Source organism: Streptomyces sp. R302 (genome assembly GCF_012927245.1).
In the GTDB taxonomy this organism is placed as follows: domain Bacteria; phylum Actinomycetota; class Actinomycetes; order Streptomycetales; family Streptomycetaceae; genus Streptomyces.
On record NZ_JABBGE010000007.1, the window covers coordinates 348,041 to 368,376 of the forward strand.

Sequence of the window (20,336 nt, forward strand, 5' to 3'; positions counted from 1 at the left end):
ACCCCCCTCGGGTGCGGGCCGTCGGACCCGGCCCGTACCTCCAGGGTCCCACCGGCGGGGGCGTCACCGCCCCGGCCGGCCTCAGCCCACCCCGTGCCGCACGATCGCCACCGGGCAGTCGGCGTGGTGCAGCAGCGCCTGGCTGACGGAGCCGAGGAGCAGCCCGGCGAAGCCACCGCGCCCCCGGGCGCCCATGACGAGGAGCTGCGCGTTCGCGCTCTCCTCCAGGAGGACCTCGCGGGGCCGGCCGCGTACCAGCCGGGCTTCGGCCTCGGTCCCGGGGTGCCGGCCGGCGACCCGGGCGAGCGCCGTTTCGAGGACGCGGGCGGCCTCCGCGTGCACCTCCTCCGCTCCGGCGAAGAACGGCGTCAGGTCGCCGGGGCCCGAGCGCGGGGCCCAGGCGTGGACGGCGACCAGACCGGTGCCGCGCGACCCGGCCTCCGCGTAGGCGAAGTCGACGGCCGCGTCGGAGTCCGGCGAGCCGTCGACGGCGAGGAGCACCGGCCCCGCCGGCTCGTCCCGGCCGCGCACCACGAGGACCGGGCACGCGGCGTGGGCGGCGAGGTGGACGGCGACCGAGCCGACGACGAGGCCGGTGAAGGCGCCGGTGCCGCGGCTGCCGACGACGACCAGCTCGGCGCCGCGCGACCGGGTCGCGAGGACGGCGAGCGGTTCGCCGGTGATGAGCTCGCCGGAGACCTCGGTGCCCGGGGCGACCGCCCGGGCCCGGGCCACGGCCGTGTCCAGGACGATCTCCGCCTGCCGTCGCAGCCCGCTCTCGGTGGGGCCGTACACCGAGGGTTCCAGGTCGACCCGGAACATCGGCCAGACGAAGGCGTGCGCGACGACCAGGCGCGCACCGCGCGTCCCCGCCTCCCGCGCCGCCGTCTCGACCGCGCCGAGCGCCGACGGTGAGCCGTCCGTCCCGACGAGGACGAACGGCCCGCCGGCCGTCGTGGTCTCCGGTGCCGTGGCCGGCTCCTCGCTGCGCCCCATCGCTCTTCCGTCCTTCCGGTCGTGCACCGCCGGTCGCGGGTGCCTCGTGGTCGAGTACACCCGTCGGTTGCCCGCACGACCGGGCGCCACGCGGGCCGGACGTCCCGACCGGCCCCGCCGAAGGTCCCGAGGGGGCCGCTCGGGACCTTCGGCGGGGTCAGGCGGCCAGGAAGGCCTCGATCGCCCGGGCGAGGTCCTTGGGCGTCTCCTCGGGCGGGTAGTGCCCGGCGTCCGCGAGGACTTCGAGGCGGGCGTTGGGGTACCAGCGCAGCCAGGTCGCCTCCATGGCCTCGGCGCCCAGCGCCGGGTCGTGGGCACCGACGACGAGCAGCACGGGGGTGGGGTTGTCGCGGACCCGCTCGTGGAAGTCGGCGCCGGACCAGGAGTCGAGGTAGGCGCGGAAGGCGGCGGCCGAGGAGCGGCTGACCGAGCGGTCCACGAGGGCGTCCAGCCAGGGGGCGCCGTGCCGGCCGCCGGTGGTGTGGTCGATGATCGCCCGGCGCAGCGCCGGGTCGTCGACGGCGCCCGCGAAGAGCTGCCGGCTCTCCTCGTCGAGCGGGAAGCCGGCGGCGGAGACGGGCGAGATCCCGACGATCGAGCGGACCCGGTCGGGCGCGTCGAGCAGCATCAGCTGGGCGGCCTTGCCGCCCATGGAGTGGCCGATGACGGAGAACGAGTCCCAGCCGAGGTCGTCGGCGACGGCCAGCGCGTCGGCCGCGACCTCCTCCATGGTGTAGGCGCCGTCGGCGTCCCTGGCCTCGCCGTAGCCGCGGCAGTCGACGAAGGCGTAGCTGCCGGCCGACGCGTCGAGGTGCTCCCGGAGCGGGTCGAAGCTGCTGCGGTCCCCGAACCAGTTGTGGAGGACGAGGGCCCTCCCCGGGCCGTCGCCGTGGACGTCGTACGGAAGTACCCGGCCGGTCATGGTGCCCCCTGCGTGCGAGGTGGTGGTGAGCTGGTGGTCGCGTCCGCCGCCGCCGTCGGCGGCCGGTGGACGACGACCGAGTGTGACGGTCCGCACGCGCCGGGTCAACAGGCCGGGGTGCCACGCGCGCCTGCCGGCGGCCGCACGGGTCCGTGCCGGGGTGCCACGCGCGCGTGCCCGGCGGCCGGCGCGGGCCCGTGTCGGGATGCGGGGGCTTTCGCGGCGGGGGCATGCTGGCTGTGTGACCCCGCACGGCCCTGGCCCCGGCCCGCCCCCGGGACCGGCCCCGGGCCCCTCCCCCGGCACGCCGCCGCAAGCCCTGACGCAGGCGCTGGCGGAGGCGGCGACGGACGCCGTGGAGGCGGTCGGCGGTTACGCCGGCGGGGTGTACCTGCGCTCCGGTACGGAGGGGCTGCTGCGCCTCGCGGTGCTCGCGGGGCTGCCGGGCGAGCTGTTCCGGCCGTGGTCGCGGATGCACACCAACCGCCCGTTCCCGGTCGCGGAGGTCCACCGGTCGGGGCAGCCGGTGCAGCTGTCGGACGTCGAGGAGTCGATGCGGCGCTTCCCGCAGCTGGTGGCGAGCCTGCCCTTCCCCTTCGCCTCCCTGTACGCCCCCGTGGTCGCCGGCCGGGAGCGCTTCGGGGTCCTCGTGGTGCTGCGCACGCCGACGCCGGGGCTGCCGGTCGGGGCACGGGACCGGGAGCGGATGGTCCGGGCGGGGCTGCGGCTCGGCGAGGTGCTCGCGGAGCTCTCGGCGGGCGGCACCGGCGTGTGGTGGCCGGGCGACCCGGTCTGCGTGCAGCTGCCGTCGGGCACGGTGCCGCCGGTGCGGTTCGGTTCCTTCGACTGGGACCTGGCGTCGGGGACGGTGACGATGGACGACGGTCTGCGGTCGATCCTCGGCGTCCGGGACGCCTCCCCCCTGCCGATCGAGGCGCTGACCTCGCGGCTCGATCCGGAGGACGGCTACGCGCTGTGGGCGGCGGCCCGCCGGACGGGCACGGCGGACGGCGACGGCGCGGTGCGCCGACTGCGGCTGAAGGGGCCGGACGGCGGGCTCCACCTCCTGGAGGTGTCGGCGCGCTCGCGGTTCGTGGGCTCGGACGGCCACGGGCACCTGGCGGGCACCCTGGTGGACCTGGGCACGGGCCTGGTCGGCTCGGACGCCACGGACCGGCTGCCCCGGGCGATCCTGGCCATCGACCGGCTGGGCCGCGTGACGTACGTCAACGAGCGCACCGAGCGCCTCCTGGGCCGCCCGCGCGGGGCGCTGGCCGGGCGGCCGCTGTGGGAGGCGCTGCCGTGGTTCGGGCTGCCGTTCCACGAGGAGCAGCTGCGGGCGGCGCTGCTGTCGACCGAGCCGGTGCGGTTCGTGGCCCGCCCGGAGGACGGGCAGTGGCTGTCGGTGTCGCTGCACCCGGGCCGGGACGGGGTGACGATGGTCCTCGTCCCGGAGGAGGAACCGGCGCCCGGGTCGGCGGTACCGGCGCCTCCCACGCCGTCCGCGCGCGCCGGGGACGGGCTCGGCTCGGAGGCCGCGCGGGGGGCGTCGCTGTACCGGCCGGTGGCGCTGGCGATCGCGCTGACGGAGGCGATGACGGCGCGCCAGGTGTCGGCGGTGGTCACGGAGGAGCTCCTGCCGGCCTTCGGCGGCCGGCAGCTGGCGATCTACCTGCTGAGCGAGCGGCGGATGTACCTGGCGTGGGAGACGGGCTTCCCGCCGGGCTTCCTCGACCCGTTCGACGGGGTGGCGCTCGACGCCCACCTGCCGGGCGTGGAGGTGCTGACGTCCGGCCGGGCGATGTTCTTCGAGTCGATGCAGGTGCTGCACCGGGCCTATCCGGAGCTGCCGCTGGACGCGGAGACGGGCGCGCGGGCGTTCCTGCCGCTGATCGCCTCGGGCCGGCCGGTGGGCTCGTGCATCCTCGGCTTCGACCGGCCGCGCGACTTCGGCCCGGAGGAGCGGGCGGTTCTCGCGGCGCTGGCCGGTCTGATCGCCCAGGCCCTGGAGCGGGCGCAGCGGTACGACACCGAGTCGGCCGTGGCGCGGGGGCTGCAGGACGCGCTGCTGCCGCACCGGCTGCCGGTGCGGGAGGGCATGGAGACGGTGGGCCGCTATCTGCCGGGGACGCAGGGCATGGACGTGGGCGGGGACTGGTACGACGTGGTGGAGACGGCCGGCGGCGAGCTGGCCCTGGTCATCGGCGACGTGCAGGGGCACGGGGTCGCGGCGGCGGCGACGATGGGTCAGCTGCGGAGCGCGGTGCGGGCCTTCGCGCTGAGCGGCCTGCCCCCGCAGGAGGTCGTGCGCGGCACCAACCGGCTGCTGATCGACCTGGACCCCGGTCAGTTCGCCAGCGCCTGCTACGTCCTCCTCGACGCCAGGACCGGCGACGTACAGGCGGTACGGGCGGGGCATCCGCAGCCGCTGCTGCGGCGGCCGGACGGCGGGGCGGAGCTGCTGGACATCGCGGGCGGGGTGGTGCTGGGGGTGGACGGCCGCGCGTCCTATCCGGTGACCCGGCTGCGCCTCGACGAGGGCGCGGTCCTGGCGCTCTTCACGGACGGCCTGGTGGAGCGTCCGGGCGCGGACATCGACGAGGGGGTGGAGCGGCTGCGCCGGACCCTGGCGTCGACGGGCTCGCTGCCGCTGGCGGAGGCGGCGGACCGGCTGATGCACGAGGCGGTACGGGCCTCGGACCGCCCCGACGACATCGCCCTGCTGCTCGCGTCCCGCTGGCGGCGGCACGGCGGCTAGGCCGAGTACGCGGGGGGGCTCACCCGGTCGGGTCAGCGGCGCTGGTCGGCGGGGGTGGGCGCGGCGAGTCTTGGGAGGGTCCGGCCGTCCGGGCCGGACGTGAACGGGGTGGCCGCGGGATGGCCGCCGAGGCGAGGAGGTCCCGTGCAGCAGGACAAGCAGCCCGACTACCGGCCGGTGGTCTTCCGCGACCGCTCGGCGGGGTACGCGTTCCTGACCCGGTCGACGGCGACGAGCGAGCGGACCATCGAGTGGGACGACGGCAACACCTATCCGGTGATCGACGTCGAGATCTCCTCGGAGAGCCACCCGTTCTTCACGGGGAAGGCGCGGACGGTCGACACGGAGGGCCGGATCGCGAAGTTCGAGCGCCGGTACGGCGAGGGCGGCTGAGGCGCCCGGGAGGCCGGGGCGGGCGGGGCCGTCGTCGTGGCGACGTCGCCCCGCCCGCCCTGTCCCATGAGGAACCGCGCGGGGGCGGGTCAGCCCTCGACGACGCCGGACTTGGCGATCTTGATGGCGGCCTTGGTGGCGCCGGAGGCGGAGCCCAGGGCCTCGATCTTCTTGACCAGGTCCTGGCCCTCGACGACCTCGCCGAAGACGACGTGCTTGCCGTCGAGCCAGTCGGTGACGATCGTGGTGATGAAGAACTGCGAACCGTTGGTGTTCTTGCCCGCGTTGGCCATCGAGAGCAGGAACGGACGGTCGTGCTTCAGCTTGAAGTTCTCGTCCTCGAACTTCGCGCCGTAGATGCTCTTGCCGCCGGTGCCGTTGTGGTTGGTGAAGTCACCGCCCTGGAGCATGAAGGCGGGGATGACGCGGTGGAAGCCGGAGCCCTCGTAGCCGAAGCCGTTCTGGCCGGTGGCCAGCTCGCGGAAGTTCTGCGCGGTCTTGGGGACGACCTCGTCGAACAGGTTGAAGACGATCCGGCCGGCCGGCTCGTCGTTGATGGTGATGTCGAAGAAAACGTTGTTGCTCATGGGGACATCCTGTCATTACCCGCGCACGGCGCACGCCCGGGCCGCCCTCCGGCGGGTCACGACGCGCCGGTGCCCCGCGTCGACAGGGACGCGGGGCACCGGAGACAAGGGGGCGGAGGCTCAGCCGAGTCCGTTCCCGGCGCCGTCCGCGACGACGCCCTCCACGGTCGTGACGGTCTCGTGGAGCACGGCCCCGGCGCCGTCCTCCTGGAGGAGCCCGGTGGCCCCGCCGAGCGGGCTCTGGGCCGCGCTGGCCTGCGGCGGCGGGGTGACGAGGGCGGTGACGACGCCTGCGGCGAGGGAGGCGATGGCGAGCATGCTGCGCTTCTTCATGCCCTGGTCAACTGCCGGGACGGAAAAGAGTTACGGCCGCCGCGCCGCCGGCGTGCCCTCCGCCCGCGGCGCGCGGGGGAACCGGGCCGCTCATCCGTCAACTCGCCCCGGGGAGGCGGACGCTCCGGTGGCGACGAGACCGGCCTCGTAGGCGAGGATCACGAGGTGGACGCGGTCGCGGGCGTCGAGTTTGGCGAGGAGCCGGGTGACGTAGGTCTTCACGGTGGCGAGGGTGATGTGGAGTTCCTCGGCGATCTCCGCGTTGGACAGGCCCCGGCCGACGAGGGTGAGGACCTCCCGCTCGCGTTCGGTGGTGCGTCCGGCGACGTGGCGGGCGGCGGGGGTCGGCCCGTCCGGCGCGGCGGCCCGGCCGTCGCGGGGGCGGCGGGTGAACTCCTTGATGAGCCGCCCGGTGACGGCGGGGGCGATGAGGGCGTCGCCGGAGGCGACGACGCGGACGGCGGCGAGGATCTCGTCCATCGCCATGTCCTTGACGAGGAAACCGGACGCGCCGGCGTGCAGCGCACCGTAGACGTGGTCGTCGTCGTCGAAGGTCGTCAGGACCACGACGCGGGCGCCGGACCGGCCGGCGGTGATCCTCCGGGTCGCCTCGATGCCGTCCGTGCCGGGCATGCGCAGGTCCATGACGACGACGTCGGCACCGGTCTCCTCGACGAGCCGCACGGCCTCGGCGCCGTCGGAGGCCTCGCCGGCGACGAGCAGGTCCTCGGTCTCCGCCATGACCATCCGCAGGGCGGTGCGCACCAGCGGCTGGTCGTCGGCGAGGACGACGCGGACGGGGCGCGGGGCGGGGTCGGTGGTGTCGCTCATGCGGGGGCGTCTCCTGGTGGGACGGGCAGGTGGGCGGTCACACGGAAGCCTCCGTCGGGGCGGGGCCCTGCGGTGAACTCGCCGTGGAGCAGTCCGACGCGCTCGCGCATGCCGACGAGGCCGTAGCCGGAGCCTCCGCCGGTCGGGGCGCGCCGGTGGCCGGGGGCGGCGCCGGGGTTCTCGACGGTGAGGGCGAGGACCCCGGGGTCGCGGTGGTCGACGGTGACGGTGCAGCGGTCGCCGCCGGAGTGGCGGACCACGTTGGTGACGGACTCCTGGAGGACCCGGAAGGCGGAGAGGTCGATGTCGGGCGGCAGGGGCCGCGGGGCGCCGACGCGGCGGACGGTGACGCGCACCCCGGCGGCGCCGGTGGTCTCGGCGAGCCGGTCGAGGGCGGCGAGCCCGGGCAGCTCGGGGAGCGCGGGGTCGCCTGCCGTGCCCGGCGCGTCGGCGCCGCGCAGAGCGCCGAGCATGCGGCGGAGGCCGGCGAGGGTCTCCCGGCTGGCGGCCTCGATCTCGTCGAGGGCGTCGCGGGCCAGTTCGGGGCGCTTGTCGATGACGAGGCGGGCGGCTCCGGCCTGGAGGGCGACGATGCCGATGCTGTGGGCGACGGTGTCGTGCATCTCCCGGGCGATCCGGAGCCGTTCGGCGGTGACGGCCTGTTCGGCGGCGCGGCCGCGGGTCTCCTCGGCGTGCAGGCGGTTCTGGCGCGCGGAGCGCCCGAGGAGCCAGACGGCGCCCGCGGTGGAGACCACGGCGAGGGCCGTGGTGGTGCCCGCGGTCCAGCCGACGAGGGCCCGGACGGCGAGGTGGCCGAGGACGACGCCGACCGCGAGGACGGCGGCGCGTTCGGACTCTTTCGTCGGCCGCCGGGCGGCGATGGTGTAGAGGGCGACGTCGACGGCGAGGTACTGCGCGAGCGGTATGGCGGTGACGCCCAGGGGCACCGAGCCGAGGACCGCGGCGGCGAGGAGGTGGCCGAGCGCGGCGGTGGGACGGCGGGTGAGGAGTGTGCTGCCGCGTAGGGCCAGGGCGGTGGCGAGGCCCAGCATGGTGAGCCCGTCCCAGCGGAGGAAGACGACGCCGGGGAGGACGTCGGCGTCCTCCTGGCCGGGCAGGCGGAGGCGCAGGAGCACGGTGAAGAGGAGCCCGGCGAGCCAGGCGAGCGCGGCCCACCAGCCGGGTGTGACCCGTAGGCGGAGGGGCGTTTGCGACGTCGCTGACATGTGGTGATCGTAGGTCGCGGTGCCGTGCCGGGTCATCAGCCCCTGGCTGTACGACCGGGGATGACGGTCGGTCGCGGAACTGTCCGTCCTGGTCGGATGCCCGGAGGCGGGCCCGGGCGGCACCGTGGTGGACATGATCGAAGTCAGGGAACTCACCAAGCGCTACGGCGCCACCACCGCGGTCGACGGGCTGACGTTCACCGTGCGGCCCGGCCGGGTCACCGGCTTCCTCGGGCCCAACGGCGCGGGCAAGAGCACCACGCTGCGGACGGTCCTCGGACTGCACGCGCCGACGAGCGGGGAGGTGACGGTCGGGGGCCGGCGGTTCGCGGACCGGCCGCGCGGGCTGCGGCACGTGGGCGCGCTCCTCGACGCCTCGGAGGTGCACGGCGGGCGGACCGCCCGGGCGTATCTCGCGGCCCTCGCGCGGAGCAACCGGATCCCGCTCGCGCGGGTCGACGCGGTGCTGGCGGAGGTCGGTCTGGCCGGCGCGGCGCGGCGGCGGATCGGCGGCTTCTCGCTGGGGATGCGGCAGCGGCTCGGCATCGCGGGCGCGTTGCTGGGCGATCCTCCGGTGCTGCTGTTCGACGAGCCGTTGAACGGGCTCGACCCGGAGGGGGTCCACTGGGTGCGGGCGCTGTTCCGGCGGCTCGCGGAGGAGGGGCGGACGGTCTTCGTCTCCAGCCATCTGATGAGCGAGATGGAGCACACCGCGGACGACCTGGTGGTGGTCGGCCGGGGCCGGCTGATCGCCGAGGAGAGCCTGGCGGAGTTCGCGGCCCGTGGCGCACGGCCGAGCGTGGCGGTGGGGACGCCGTCGCCCGGGGTGCTGACGCCGCTGCTGCTCGCCGAGGGCGCGGAGGTGGTCGAGGAGGAGGGCCTGCTGACGGTGACGGGGTTGGGCGCGGCCCGGATCGGCGAGCTGGCGGCGGAGCACCGGGTGGTGCTCGGCCAGTTGACGACCCGCAGGGCCTCGTTGGAGGAGGCGTTCATGGAGCTGACGGCGGAGAGCGCCGACTACACGGCAGGGGGTGTGCGATGACGACGGTGATCGCCGCGGTGGTGGAGCCGCGGGCGAGGTTCCGGGACCTGGTGGCCTCGGAGTGGCTGAAGCTGTGGTCGCTGCGCTCGACCGGCTGGTCGCTGCTGCTCGGCACGCTGGCGGTGGCCGCGTTCAACGTGGGCACGGCGTGGGACCACTGGCGGTACTGGGACGCGTACGACGAGGCGTCGCGGGCGGCGTTCGTGACGAACGGGATGGCGCTCGGGGACGCGTTCACGGGGAACGCGGCGACGGTGCTGGTGCTGTGGTGCGCGGCGATGGGCGCGGTGGCGGTGGCCGGCGAGTACGGCAGCGGGCAGGTGCGGACGACGTTCGCGGCGGTGCCGGCGCGCGGGGCGCTGGTCTCGGCGCGGGCGCTGGTCCTCGCCGGGGTGCACGCCGGGTTCGGGGCGGTGGTCGCGGGCGGGTCGTTCTGGGCCTCGCAGGCGGTGCTGTCGCTGCGCGGTGTCGGGGTGTCGCTGGACCATCCGGGGGCGGTGCGCCTGGTGGTGGCGTCGGCGCTGCTCGCTCCGGTGAGCGCCCTGGCCGGGATGGCGCTGGGGGCGGTGCTGCGGCGCGGGGCGCCGGCCGTGGTCGGTGCGGTGGTGGTGCTGCTCGTGCTGCCGATGGTGCTGAGCGAGGAGCGGCGGCTGACGGCGGTGCTCGCGCACGCGACGCCGTTCCGGGCGTGGCACCGGCTGGCCGGTGAGGGTGCGCCGGGGCCGTACCCGTGGACGACGGGCGGGGCGTGGCTGGTGTACGGCGCCTGGGCCGCGGCCGCGGTGCTCGTGACGGTGGTGGCGGTGCGCCGGCGCGACCAGTGAGGCGGGTCAGCGGGGCTCCGGCCGGGTGAGGCGGCGGCGGACGAGGGTCTCGTGGACGAGGCGGCCGACGAGGGCGCCTCCGTAGACGACGAAGCCGACGCCGACGAGCCAGGACTGGAGGACGAGGACGGTGCCGAACTGACCGTAGGTGACCGCGTTGGAGGCGATCAGCGGGGAGAAGACCAGCTGGGAGAAGATCCGCAGCCCGAGGAGGCCGAGGGCGGTGAGCACGGCGCCGGGCAGCAGCGCCCGCCAGCGCAGCCGGCCGCAGAGGAGGAAGCGCTGGGACCACCAGAAGAAGAGGAAGGTGCCGACGAGGTCGCCGAGGGCGACGAGGGCGGTGACGCCGGCGGGGGCGTGTTCGGGGGCGGGGAAGGCGACGAAGAGGAGGAGGGCGGCGACGAGGACGGCGAGCCAGACGACGTGGCGCCACATGGTGTGCCAGCGGGCGGTGGGGAGGTCCCAGACGCGCTCGTACCCGGTCTGGACGGCGGAGCCGAAGGTGACGCCGAAGGCGGCGAGGGCGGCGAGACCGAAGGCGGTGGTGCGCTGGAGCGCCTGGCCGGGCTGGCCGAAGAGCTGCTCGACCTCCTCCTCGGAGACCTCGGTGACGCCGAGGCCCTGGATGAGCCAGCGGGCGAAGCCCTGGCCGCGGGAGAGGTCGGCGGCGGCCACGACGATGAGGAGGGGGACGAGGGTGAGGAGGCTGAGGGCGGCGAACCCCATGGCGCGGTGCAGGAGTTCCATCGCGCGGCCCCGGTTCCAGATCAGTCCCGCCTCCGACTCGGCCAGGCGGACGTACCACCGCTGGAACCAGGGGGTGTGTGCGGGCGGCGGCGGGTCGCTCGGCGTACCGGGGGTGCGGGGCATGTCAGGTGCGGTACCCGCCGGAGGGCCGGGTCCCGCAGTGATGCGCCCGAACGGGTGGGGGCGGGCGCGGTCAGGGGAGGCGGCGGGCGCCGGGGCCGGGGGTGGCGGTGACCTCGCGGGCGGTGACGACCTCGGCGTCCTCGCCGGCGCACTGGACGACGACCTGGACGGGGGCACCGCAGGCGGTGTGGCGGATGTCCAGGACGGGGCCCTCGGGGTCGCCGGTGTACGTGTCGCCCCACTGCTTGAGGGCGAGCATGACGGGCCAGAGGTCGACGCCCTTGGGGGTGAGCCGGTACTCGTGGCGGGTGCGGGTGCCGGGCTCCCGGTAGGGCACGCTGCTGAGGACTCCGGCGGCGACGAGTTTGCGGAGCCGGTCGGCGAGGACGGCCTCGGAGAGGCCGATGTGGCGTCGGAAGTCGTCGTACCGGCGGACGCCGTTGAAGGCGTCGCGCAGGATGAGCAGGCTCCACTTCTCGCCCACCAGGTCCAGGGTGCGGCGGACCGAGCAGTTCTCGGTGTCGATCTCCAGCCACTTCATGGTCCCACTGTAGCCACCTGGCTCTGTCATTGACAGTCAGCTGAGGCCACGGCTAGCTTCGACGGAAAGAGTCAGCTGCCGGAACGACGGAGCGGAGTGGTCATGGGGCGGTCACGGACGGTCGAGTGGGAGGACGCCGGGGCCACGGCGCGGGCGGCGGCCTCGATGGCCGGGCTCGACTTCCTGCGCGAGATGATCGAGGGCCGACTGCCCGGCCCTCCGATCGCGGCGCTGCTGGGCTTCAGCCTGGCGGAGGCCGAGCACGGGCGGGCGGTCTTCGCCCTGGAGCCCGGCGAGGAGCACTACAACCCGATCGGCAGCGTGCACGGCGGGGTCTACGCCACGCTCCTCGACTCGGCGGCCGGGTGCGCCGTGCACACCACGCTGCCGCTGGGGACCGCGTACACCTCGCTCGACCTGCAGACCCGCTTCCTGCGGCCGATCACGATGGACACGGGCAAGGTGCGGGCCGTCGGCACGGTCCTCTCGCAGGGGCGGCGGACCGCCCTCGCGGAGGCCGGCCTGTACGACGAGGAGGACCGCCTCCTCGCGCACGCCACCAGCACCTGCATGCTCTTCCCGGTTCCCGGCCGGGAGACGGGCGACGGCGCCCGCGCCTGACGCCCGGCACGTGCCCGTCCGGTCAGCGCTGGGCGAGGACCGGGCGGGCGCGGGTACAGCCGTCGGGGGCCGCGTCGGGAGCCGCGGTGGCCTGGAGGGCGGCGCTGACCAGGGTGGCCAGCAGGTCGATGTCGGAGCCCGCGTCGAGCCGCACCGTCACCCAGCCGGAGCCGGCCCGGAGCCGTACCGCGGTCGAGTTCTGGAGGGCGGGGCGCAGCCGGGCGACCATGGCCCGGGTGAGGTGGACGTCGGCCTCGTGCTCGCCGTGGAAATGGACGATCTCCTCCGTCGCCGTCCCGAGGCCGAGTTCAGCACCGCAGTGCGTACGGCCACGGATCAGCGAGGGCCAGCTCATCAGACGTTCACTGGCATGCCTGGCCGTGTTCATACGAGGAGCGTGCCGGGCGGAGGGGCCCTGCACAAGCGTCCCGGCGAAAGATTCCCGTCGAGACCGGAAACGGTCGCCCGAAGAGGGCGATGTGATGGTTTGTCACCACGGTGGGTGGGGCCCGGGAAGCGCTCCGTCACCGCCCCCGGACCCGGACCGCGAGGACGGCGACGTCGTCCTCGGCGTGGCGCGCGCCGAGCCGGCGCAGGACCTCCTCGACGGCCCCCTCCGGCCCCGGATCCGGCGGCGGACGCAGTCCGGCCGGCCGGCCCGGCGAGAGGTCGACGCCCTCGCCCCGGCGCGGGCCGGCCTCCGCCCGGAAGCACTGCGGCTGATCGTGGAGCGCGCCCGCCGGGTCCACTGGCTCAACCCCCGAACAGCCCGCCCTGTGGGGCACCGGCGACTGGGTCGCCCCGCTCGACGCGGACCCGGTGGACATGCGCCCCGGCCGCAACGCCCGCCGGGTCGGCGAGCCCATCACCCGCCTCCTCCCCGTCTGAAGCCGCACCGCAGACGAGCGAGGGGCGCGGCCGGACCGCCCGTGGCACGATCGGGCCATGGCCCCGACCGGATCCGATCGTCCCGAGACCGACTTCCCGCGCGGTGTCGGCGCGCCCGCGACCCGCGCACTCGTCGCCGCCGGGTACACCCGGCTCGACCAGCTGGCCGGAGTGCCGGCGACCGAGCTCGCCGCGCTGCACGGGGTGGGACCGAAGGCCCTGCGGGTGCTCGCCGAGGCCCTCGCCGAGCGCGGCACCGCCCTCGGCTGACCGTCGGCCGACCCGAGTCCGCCCCTCGGCCGGCCCACAGCCTGACCTCGGCTGTACGGCTCCGGGGCGGGCGTTCTAGCGTGGGGGCCATGGAACTCCTGGGAGACATCACCCCCGACCGCCCGCTGCTCGTCCTCGCCGTCAAGGAGGAGGCGCAGTTCCTGGACACGTCGCTGCCCGTGCTCCTCACCGGCATAGGCAAGGTGAACGCCGCGACCGCCCTCGCCACCGCCCTGGCCCGGGGCCCGCGTCCCTCGGGCATCGTCAACCTCGGCACCGCCGGCGCGCTGCGCGCCGGCTGGACGGGCACGCACCTCGTCGGCACCGTCGTCCAGCACGACCTGGACGGTGAGGCCCTCGCGCGGCTGACGACGGGCGAGACGTTCGGGGCGCCGATCTCCCTCCCCGACGGCGGTGACGTGGTGCTCGCCACCGGGGACCTGTTCATCTCCGACGAGACCGCCCGCGCCCGGCTGGCCGAGCGGGCCCCGCTGGTCGACATGGAGGGGTACGCCCTGGCGTACGCCGCCGAGCTCGCCGGGGTGCCGCTGCGGATGGTGAAGCACGTCAGCGACGAGGCGGGCGACGGCGCCGACCGCACCTGGCGCGAGTCGGTCGCCGCCTGCTCCCGCGAGCTGGCCGACTGGGCGGCGGCCCACATCCCGGCGTACCGCCTCTGACCCCGCCCCCTCTGACCCCGCAGCTCCTGACCCCGCCGCTCCTGACCCGTTCGTCGCGGCCCCGGCGGCCGGCTAGCCCAGGGGCAGTTCCAGGACGGACGCGGCCCCCGTCGGCGAGCCGATCTCGGTCTGGGTCCAGGTGACGGAGGCGTCGCCGTACAGCGGGTCCTTGCTGTCGACGACGAGCATCAGCCGGTGGCCCGCCGGGATGTCGTACGCGGCGGCCTGCAGGCGCCAGGTGACGGTGGTGTCCCGGTCGGGCGTCAGGTCGTAGGCGTTGAGCGGCTCGTGGGTGACGATCCGGGCCGTGCCGTCCTCGGCGACGTCGAAGAGGTGGGCGACGAGGCAGGCCGTGGTGACGGTGGAGCGGACGGTGAGACGGAGCCTCGGGACGCCGCGGACGCGCCGGCCGACGGGGCCGCCGTCGGCCGCCACGAGGGGTTCGGTGGCCCAGGCGAGCGCGTGCCGCCGGTCGATCTTGCGGGTGTCGTAGATCTTCGGGTTGCCCCTCCACTCCTCCTGCCCGGTCCTCAGCGGCTCGCCCATCGCGGTGGCCTCGGTGTCCACGCCCGCGAGGAAGGTGCGCCGCCACCCGGTCACCGGCCGGCCGTCCCCCTCCCCCTCCCCGTCCCCGTCCCCACCCACGGGCACGAGTCCGCCGTCCGTGCCGCCCGCGCCCTCCCCGGTGAGGGCCAGGACCTCGTGGCCGGCGGTGACGTCCCGCCAGGTGGGGCGGGACTCGCGGACGGCGGGTTCGACGATCCGCCGGGCGCCGGTGGGCTGCCCGGTGACCGGGTCGGTCACGGGCTCGGTGACGTACGTGAACATCACCTGGGCGCAGACCTCGTCCCAGCTCTCCACTCCGTTGCGCGCGCCCTTGAGGTGGTGGTCGAGCCAGGCGTACGCCTCGTCGAGGACGGGGTCGGGGGCGCCGGGGCGGGTGCCGAGGAGGCCGGCGCCCTCGGGGGCGGCGTGGTCGCCGATCCAGAGGTTGAGCCGCTTGGGGACCCGCAGCCGGTCGAAGGCGTCGACCGCCTGGTTGACGGCGAAGAGGCTCTCGTGCCAGGTGTTCGAGTAGAAGGTGGGGGTGCCGAGGTCGTCGGTGAGGTCGGCGTACGTCTCCGGGGAGCGCCGCTCCGCCCAGCGGACGACGGCGTCGAGGTTCCGGTCGTTCAGGAAGTCGTCGAGGATCCTCCGGTTCGCCTCGTCGAACTTCTCCTCCACGGGCCCGCCGGTGAAGCCGATCAGCGCCTTCACGGCGGCGAGGTGCCGGGTCCGGTTCTCGTAGAGGCTGGTGGCGAGGTTGCCCCAGGTACTGAGGGCGACGACGGCGGTGACGCGTTCGTCGTGGGCGGCGACGAGCTGGCTGATGCCGGAGCCGTACGACTCCCCCATGAAGCCGGTGACGGCGGGGGCGAAGCGCTCGACGGCGAAGTCGATCACGGTCGAGCCGTCGGCGACGTCGTGCGGCCCCGCGACGTCGACGTGCCCCTCGGAGGTGGTGGGCAGGCCGGGGATGCCGAGGCCGCGCGGAGTGTAGGCGAGGACGTGGTAGCCGCGCAGGGCGAGGGCGACGTACGCGCCGGGGAAGAGGCCCCAGCCGAAGGGGGTCCAGCCGGAGGGGAGGACGACGAGGGGGTGCGGGCCGGGGCCGAGCTGCCGCAGGCTGAAGGCGGAGAGCCGGTGGCCGTCGGCCGTCTCGATGCGGTGGTACCCGGGCAGGGCCAGGCGGCGGACCCGGGCGACGCGTTCGGCCAGGGCGGCGGGGAGCGTACCGTCCGGGAGCGCCCCGTCGGCGAGGAGGGCGGTGACGAGGGTCTGGCCGAGGCGGACGGCCTCGGGGTGGACCGTGCCGCCGGAGGCCCACAGGCCGTCGGCGGCGAGGCGGTCCGTGTCGGCCTCGGTGAGGGCCTCGGTGAGAGCCGCGCCGATGCCGGGGAATCCCGGGAACTCCTCGGACGGGCCGTCGGTGATGGGGTTGGGCTGGGGCACGTGCACCCGTTCCTCTCGACTGGGGCGTGACGGTCCGTCACACGGACCCACACAAGCCTCACGTATCGGGAAGGGAGCGGCCAGAGCGCACGAAGGGCGCACGGATCACGCAACGGGGCGGGAACGATCCAGGCTGCCGCGAACTCGACGTTTGGGAGCGGACGAAGCCGTTCCGCAGGGTCTGCTCGGCCGTCTGGGACCGTCCGTCCCCACCCGGAGCCGCTCGGCACCGCCCGGCACCCCTGTCAGCGGGGTTCGTCCGGCGCGCCCTGCCCTCCGGTGCGGACGACGAGGAGCGCGGCGACGTCGTCGTCGAGACCGCCGTCGACGTAGGCGGCGAGGTCCCGGTGGAGGAGTTCGGGGACCTGGCCGGAGGGGGCGGCGGCCCACTGGCGGGCGCGCTCCTCCAGGGGGTAGAAGACGCCGGCCCGGTCGCGGGTCTCGCTGACGCCGTCGGTGTAGAGCAGCAGCCGGTCCCCGGGGCCGAAGGGGAACTCCTCGACCCGGTGGCGGGAGTCGGCGAGGCCCGCGAGGTTGAGCGGCAGCGAGGGGTCGGCGACGTCCACGGAGGTGACCTCGTCGCCGTGCTGGAGGAGCGGGGCGGGGTGGCCGCAGTTGAGGAGGCGGGCGGTGCCGCCGCCGTCGGGGAGTTCGACGAGGACGACGGTGGCGAAGCGTTCGGCGGCGTCGGACTCGGGGTCCCAGGCCGCGTAGCGGGCCAGGCCCTCGTCGAGCCGGTCGGCGAGCGCGGGCAGGTCGGGCGCGTCGTAGGCGGTGGAGCGGAAGGCGCCGAGGAGGACGGAGGCCGTCTCGACGGCGCCGAGGCCCTTGCCCTGGACGTCTCCGAGCATGATGCGGACGGCGCCGGGTATCCGGACGGCCTCGTAGAAGTCGCCGCCGATGCGGGCCTTGGCCGCGGCGGCGACGTACAGCAGATGGAGTTCGACGGGGCCGATCCGGGGCGGGGGCGGGCGGAGCACGACCCGCTGCACGACGTCGGCGACGGCGGTGACCTCGGCGAGGTCCCGTTCGTAGCGGGTGCGGACCGCGCTGACCCAGGCGGCGGCCGCGGTGATGCCGAGGATGAGACCCTCGCTCGCGAGGAGTTCGTCGGCGGCGAACTCGTCCCTGGCGACGACGAGCAGGGCCCTCAGGGCCATGGCCACGAGGCCCAGGCCGATGGTGCCCCGGACGCTCCAGGTGGCGGCGGCGAGCGCGGGGACGGTGATGAGGAGCCGGTCGAGGCGCTCGGAGTCCGGGGTGACGAGGTCCGCGACGACGACCACGGCCATGACCAGGACGGGCAGGGCGCGCCCGAGGGTGACCTGGGTCCGCGCCCCGGGAGCGGGCCGTGGCCGGGGCCGGGGACCAGCTGCGTGCATTTCATGATCGTACGCAGAACGGGCGGCGGGACCGGCGTGCGCCGCCGGGCTGGCGTGTCCCACCGCCCGGGCCACCGCCCGGGCCACCGCGCCCCTCGGGGAAGGCGAGGGCGGCGGGCAGGGTGAGCGCCGCGAGCAGCGCGAGGGCGGGCAGCGCGGCCCCTTCCGCGGGGACGAAACCGCCGCCGGGCACGAGGGCGAGGAGGAGGGCGGCGCCGGCGACGCCGAGCGCGGGGCCGGTGTTCATGGCGGTCTGCTGGAGCCCGCCGGCGACCCCGGCGTTCGCCTCGGGGGCGTGGCGGACGATCGCCGCGGTCGCGGTGACCATCAGGATGACGAAACCCGCGCCGAGGAGCGCCGCGCCGGTCCCGGTCGCCACGGCTCCCGCGCCGCCGTCGAGGCGGGCGAGGACCAGGACCCCGGAGGTGAGCAGGGCGCCGCCGGCGAGGGCCGCGCCCCGCGGCCCGAGCCGCCGCTGGAGCGGCGGGCAGAACGCGGCGCCGAGCACCATCAGGACGGCGAGCGGCAGGAACCGCACCCCGGCGGCGAGCGGGTCGAGCCGCTGCGTCTCCTGGAGGAAGTACGTGACCACGAAGAGGGTGCCGGAGAGCGCGGCGGAGGCGGCGAGCAGCGCGGCGAGCCCGGCGGCCACGGGCCGGCTCCGCAGCAGCGCGGGCGGCAGCAGCGGGTCCGGGGCCCGCCGTTCGTGGCGTACGAGGGCGAGCGCGGCGACCGCCGAGGCGGCGAGGGTGACGGCGGCCCGCCCACCCGCGCCCGGGTGCGGGAGCGTGACGAGCCCGTGCACGAGGAGCCCGAGCGCCAGGGCGAGCAGCAGGGCACCGAGCGGATCGCCACCGGCACGCGCGCGTACGGGGGACTCGCGACCCTCACGCACGCGTGCGACGAGGTCGCCACCGGCACGCGCGGGTGCGAGGGACTCGCCGTCGGCACGCGCGCGTGAGGGGAACCCGCCTCCGGCACGCGCGCGTGCCGGAGCCGTCCGGTGGGGCTCGCGGACGGTGAGGGCGAGGAGGCCGACGGCGAGGGTCGGGGGCACGCCGAGGAGGAAGACCGCGCGCCAGCCGTACGCGGAGACCAGGGCGCCGCCGAGGAGGGGTCCGGCCGCGGCAGCGAGCCCGATGGCGCCGGTGCGCAGCGCGATGGGGCGGGTGAGTCGGTCCGGCGGGTAGGCGGTGCGGAGCATGCCGAGGGTGGCCGGCTGGAGCAGCGCCCCGCAGACCCCCTGGAGGACCCGGAGCAGGACGACGGCGCCGATGCCGGGGGCGAGCGCGATCCCGGCGGAGGCGGCCGCGAAGCCGAGGGCGCCGAGGGCGAAGACCCGGTGGTGGCCGTGGCGGTCGCCGAGCCGCCCGGCGAGGACGAGGAGGCTCGCGACGGCGACGAGGTAGCCGGTGCCGGTCCACTGGACCTGGGCGACGCCGGTGTGCAGGTCGCGCTGGAGGGCGGGCTGGGCGAGCGTCAGGACGGTGCCGTCCAGGGCGACGACGGCGGCGCCGGTGACGCTGCACACGAGGGTGCGTGTGGAGGTGGTGGAGGTGGTGCTCATCGCGGAGGGTCCGCCGGGCCGAGGTGGGCGTCGAGGGTGGCGCGGACGAGCGTCTCGGGGTCGTCGGAACCGGTGGCGAGGGCGAGGCTGCCCCAGTGGCGGAGTTGGGCGAGACCGTGGAGGTTCGCCCAGAGCGCACCGGCGGCCGTGACGGGGGCGACGCCGGTGACGGCGGCCGGGCGGAGTTCGGCGACGAGGGCGGTGAGCCGGGCGAAGAGCGGCAGGCTCGTCTCCCGCAGCCCCAGCCGGCCGCTCTCCAGCAGGTCGTGGCGGAACATCAGCTCGTACATGCCACGGCGCTCGGCGGCGTACGCGAGGTAGCGGCGGGCGAGGAGCTCGGCCCGCGCCCGGGGCCCGGCGTCCGTGCGGTCGGCCTCCCGGTCGGCCTCGGCGACCCTGGCGGCGAGTTCGGCGAAGCCCTCGCGGGCGATGGCCGAGAGCAGGTCGAGATGGGTGGGGAACCAGCGGCGGGGCGCGCCGTGGGAGACGCCCGCGCGGCGGGCGATCTCGCGGAGCGTGAGGGCCTGGGCCCCTTCGGCGTCGACGAGGGCGACGCCGGTCCTGACGAGCCGCTCGCGCAGCTGCGACCGGCCGGCCGTCGGATCGTGCGTCCGGCCCTCAAGCTGATCCCGAAGCTGATCCCGAAGCTCATCGTGAGGCTGATCGTGAGGCCGATCCCCCCGAGGTCGATCCTGAGGTTGGTCCTGAGGTACAGGGTGAGACATAGACACTGTCTACCAGCTCGCGTAGACACCGTCTACTACCCTCCCCGCCCATCGGTTACACTGGTGGACAGCGAAGGGGAGTAGCCCTGCGAACCGGTCGTCGACACACTGGAACCCCCGGGTTCCCGGTGACCGGGTCCGCGCGTGACGCGGACGGGCGAGACCTTCGGCCAGGCATCACCACGTCCACGACCCCGTGGGCGTGGTCCGTCATGCCGGGCCGAGTGGTCCTCCCGTCGCCCACCGAGGTGCCGTGCTGAGCCGCCGGGCCCGGACCGAGCAGAGAGCGCCGGTATGCACCTCGACCCCTTGGCGATCGTCACCGCCTTCGGGCTCATCTTCCTCGCCGAGCTTCCCGACAAGACGATGTTCGCGTCGCTCGCCATGGGCACGCGCATGCGTCCCCTGTACGTCTGGTTCGGCACCTCCGCGGCCTTCGCGGTGCACGTCGCCATCGCCGTCGGCGCCGGCAGCCTCCTCGGGCTGCTCCCCGGCTGGATCGTCAAACTCGTCTCCGCGCTGATGTTCGGCTTCGGCGCGTTCGTCCTGCTGCGCGCGGGGGGCGACGACGAGGAGGACGACGCGGGCGGCAGGACCGTCACCGGCTTCTGGCCGGTCTTCTCCACCGCCTTCATGGCCGTCTTCATCAGCGAGTGGGGCGACCTGACCCAGATCACCACCGCCAACCTCGCCGCCACCAACGGCACCGCGTCGACCGCGATCGGCTCCTTCCTGGCGCTGACCTCGGTCTCCGCCCTGGCCCTCGTCGCCGGCCGCTTCATCGCCAAGCGGGTGCCGCTCAAGACGGTCCAGCGCGTCGGCGGCGTCTGCATGGCGGGCCTCGCGATCTGGTCCCTCGTCGAGGTCTTCACCGGCTGACGCGCCCCG

General features: G+C 75.5%; 22 protein-coding genes. 8 read left to right on the forward strand and 14 right to left on the reverse strand.

Going from position 1 to position 20,336, the window contains the following annotated elements:
• Positions 1–81: 81 nt before the first annotated feature.
• On the reverse strand, positions 82–996 hold the full coding sequence (locus tag HHL19_RS23360; protein WP_169092248.1) for a universal stress protein: 915 nt from the start codon (positions 994–996) through the stop codon (positions 82–84).
• Positions 997–1,153: 157 nt separating this feature from the next.
• The gene (locus HHL19_RS23365; protein ID WP_169092429.1) at positions 1,154–1,918 is read right to left on the reverse strand and encodes an alpha/beta hydrolase; all 765 of its coding nucleotides are present in this window, start codon (positions 1,916–1,918) and stop codon (positions 1,154–1,156) included.
• 205 nt (positions 1,919–2,123) lie between these two features.
• Here HHL19_RS23365 and HHL19_RS23370 point away from each other — a divergent pair, with 205 nt between their 5' ends.
• Positions 2,124–4,676 (forward strand): SpoIIE family protein phosphatase, encoded by a 2,553-nt coding sequence (locus tag HHL19_RS23370; protein WP_169092249.1) that lies wholly within the window; start codon positions 2,124–2,126, stop codon positions 4,674–4,676.
• A gap of 144 nt (positions 4,677–4,820) precedes the next feature.
• Positions 4,821–5,069, forward strand: a complete 249-nt coding sequence (locus HHL19_RS23375) for a type B 50S ribosomal protein L31 (protein ID WP_169092250.1) — start codon at positions 4,821–4,823, stop codon at positions 5,067–5,069.
• An 89-nt stretch (positions 5,070–5,158) separates the two neighbouring features.
• Here HHL19_RS23375 and HHL19_RS23380 read toward each other — a convergent pair whose 3' ends face one another.
• The 4 genes from HHL19_RS23380 to HHL19_RS23395 form a co-directional block, all read right to left on the reverse strand.
• Positions 5,159–5,656: a peptidylprolyl isomerase gene (locus HHL19_RS23380; protein ID WP_169092251.1), complete on the reverse strand. Its 498-nt coding sequence runs from the start codon at positions 5,654–5,656 to the stop codon at positions 5,159–5,161.
• 120 nt (positions 5,657–5,776) lie between these two features.
• On the reverse strand, positions 5,777–5,989 hold the full coding sequence (locus tag HHL19_RS23385) for a hypothetical protein (RefSeq protein ID WP_240981815.1): 213 nt from the start codon (positions 5,987–5,989) through the stop codon (positions 5,777–5,779).
• Between the two features lie 90 nt (positions 5,990–6,079).
• Positions 6,080–6,820 carry a response regulator transcription factor gene (locus HHL19_RS23390; protein WP_169092252.1) on the reverse strand — a complete coding sequence of 247 codons (741 nt, stop codon included), beginning with the start codon at positions 6,818–6,820 and terminating at the stop codon, positions 6,080–6,082.
• Entirely contained in the window at positions 6,817–8,046 is a 1,230-nt protein-coding gene (locus tag HHL19_RS23395) for a histidine kinase (protein WP_240981816.1), read from the reverse strand. The genes HHL19_RS23390 and HHL19_RS23395 overlap by 4 nt, the downstream gene beginning before the upstream one ends.
• 133 nt (positions 8,047–8,179) lie before the next feature.
• On the opposite strand from HHL19_RS23395, the gene HHL19_RS23400 reads away from it, so the two are divergent.
• Both HHL19_RS23400 and HHL19_RS23405 read left to right on the forward strand, forming a co-directional pair.
• Positions 8,180–9,088 (forward strand): ATP-binding cassette domain-containing protein, encoded by a 909-nt coding sequence (locus HHL19_RS23400; RefSeq protein WP_206325100.1) that lies wholly within the window; start codon positions 8,180–8,182, stop codon positions 9,086–9,088.
• Positions 9,085–9,912, forward strand: a complete 828-nt coding sequence (locus HHL19_RS23405; RefSeq protein WP_169092254.1) for an ABC transporter permease — start codon at positions 9,085–9,087, stop codon at positions 9,910–9,912. The genes HHL19_RS23400 and HHL19_RS23405 overlap by 4 nt, the downstream gene beginning before the upstream one ends.
• 6 nt (positions 9,913–9,918) lie before the next feature.
• On the opposite strand, the gene HHL19_RS23410 is transcribed toward HHL19_RS23405, so the two are convergent.
• Together HHL19_RS23410 and HHL19_RS23415 are read right to left on the reverse strand one after the other, a co-directional pair.
• On the reverse strand, positions 9,919–10,782 hold the full coding sequence (locus HHL19_RS23410; RefSeq protein WP_169092255.1) for a YhjD/YihY/BrkB family envelope integrity protein: 864 nt from the start codon (positions 10,780–10,782) through the stop codon (positions 9,919–9,921).
• Between the two features lie 70 nt (positions 10,783–10,852).
• The gene (locus tag HHL19_RS23415) at positions 10,853–11,323 is read right to left on the reverse strand and encodes a helix-turn-helix domain-containing protein (protein WP_169092256.1); all 471 of its coding nucleotides are present in this window, start codon (positions 11,321–11,323) and stop codon (positions 10,853–10,855) included.
• A 102-nt stretch (positions 11,324–11,425) separates the two neighbouring features.
• Here HHL19_RS23415 and HHL19_RS23420 point away from each other — a divergent pair, with 102 nt between their 5' ends.
• Positions 11,426–11,944 carry a PaaI family thioesterase gene (locus tag HHL19_RS23420; protein WP_169092257.1) on the forward strand — a complete coding sequence of 173 codons (519 nt, stop codon included), beginning with the start codon at positions 11,426–11,428 and terminating at the stop codon, positions 11,942–11,944.
• Positions 11,945–11,966: 22 nt separating this feature from the next.
• Here HHL19_RS23420 and HHL19_RS23425 read toward each other — a convergent pair whose 3' ends face one another.
• Complete coding sequence (locus HHL19_RS23425) at positions 11,967–12,332, reverse strand: luciferase family protein (protein ID WP_240981817.1); 366 nt, start codon at positions 12,330–12,332, stop codon at positions 11,967–11,969.
• Positions 12,333–12,468: 136 nt separating this feature from the next.
• Positions 12,469–12,693 carry a hypothetical protein gene (locus HHL19_RS23430; protein ID WP_169092258.1) on the reverse strand — a complete coding sequence of 75 codons (225 nt, stop codon included), beginning with the start codon at positions 12,691–12,693 and terminating at the stop codon, positions 12,469–12,471.
• Between the two features lie 196 nt (positions 12,694–12,889).
• Here HHL19_RS23430 and HHL19_RS23435 point away from each other — a divergent pair, with 196 nt between their 5' ends.
• Entirely contained in the window at positions 12,890–13,102 is a 213-nt protein-coding gene (locus HHL19_RS23435) for a DNA-binding protein (protein WP_169092259.1), read from the forward strand.
• Between the two features lie 89 nt (positions 13,103–13,191).
• The gene (locus HHL19_RS23440; protein ID WP_206325101.1) at positions 13,192–13,782 is read left to right on the forward strand and encodes a nucleosidase; all 591 of its coding nucleotides are present in this window, start codon (positions 13,192–13,194) and stop codon (positions 13,780–13,782) included.
• A gap of 72 nt (positions 13,783–13,854) precedes the next feature.
• On the opposite strand, the gene HHL19_RS23445 is transcribed toward HHL19_RS23440, so the two are convergent.
• The 4 genes from HHL19_RS23445 to HHL19_RS23460 form a co-directional block, all read right to left on the reverse strand.
• On the reverse strand, positions 13,855–15,774 hold the full coding sequence (locus HHL19_RS23445) for a CocE/NonD family hydrolase (RefSeq protein WP_346768392.1): 1,920 nt from the start codon (positions 15,772–15,774) through the stop codon (positions 13,855–13,857).
• Positions 15,775–16,019: 245 nt separating this feature from the next.
• Entirely contained in the window at positions 16,020–17,156 is a 1,137-nt protein-coding gene (locus HHL19_RS23450) for a PP2C family protein-serine/threonine phosphatase (RefSeq protein WP_169092261.1), read from the reverse strand.
• 1 nt (position 17,157) lies between these two features.
• The gene (locus HHL19_RS23455; protein ID WP_169092262.1) at positions 17,158–18,723 is read right to left on the reverse strand and encodes an MFS transporter; all 1,566 of its coding nucleotides are present in this window, start codon (positions 18,721–18,723) and stop codon (positions 17,158–17,160) included.
• Positions 18,720–19,448 (reverse strand): TetR/AcrR family transcriptional regulator, encoded by a 729-nt coding sequence (locus HHL19_RS23460; protein ID WP_169092263.1) that lies wholly within the window; start codon positions 19,446–19,448, stop codon positions 18,720–18,722. The genes HHL19_RS23455 and HHL19_RS23460 overlap by 4 nt, the downstream gene beginning before the upstream one ends.
• A 294-nt stretch (positions 19,449–19,742) precedes the next feature.
• Here HHL19_RS23460 and HHL19_RS23465 point away from each other — a divergent pair, with 294 nt between their 5' ends.
• Entirely contained in the window at positions 19,743–20,327 is a 585-nt protein-coding gene (locus tag HHL19_RS23465) for a TMEM165/GDT1 family protein (RefSeq protein ID WP_169092264.1), read from the forward strand.
• Positions 20,328–20,336: the final 9 nt, after the last annotated feature.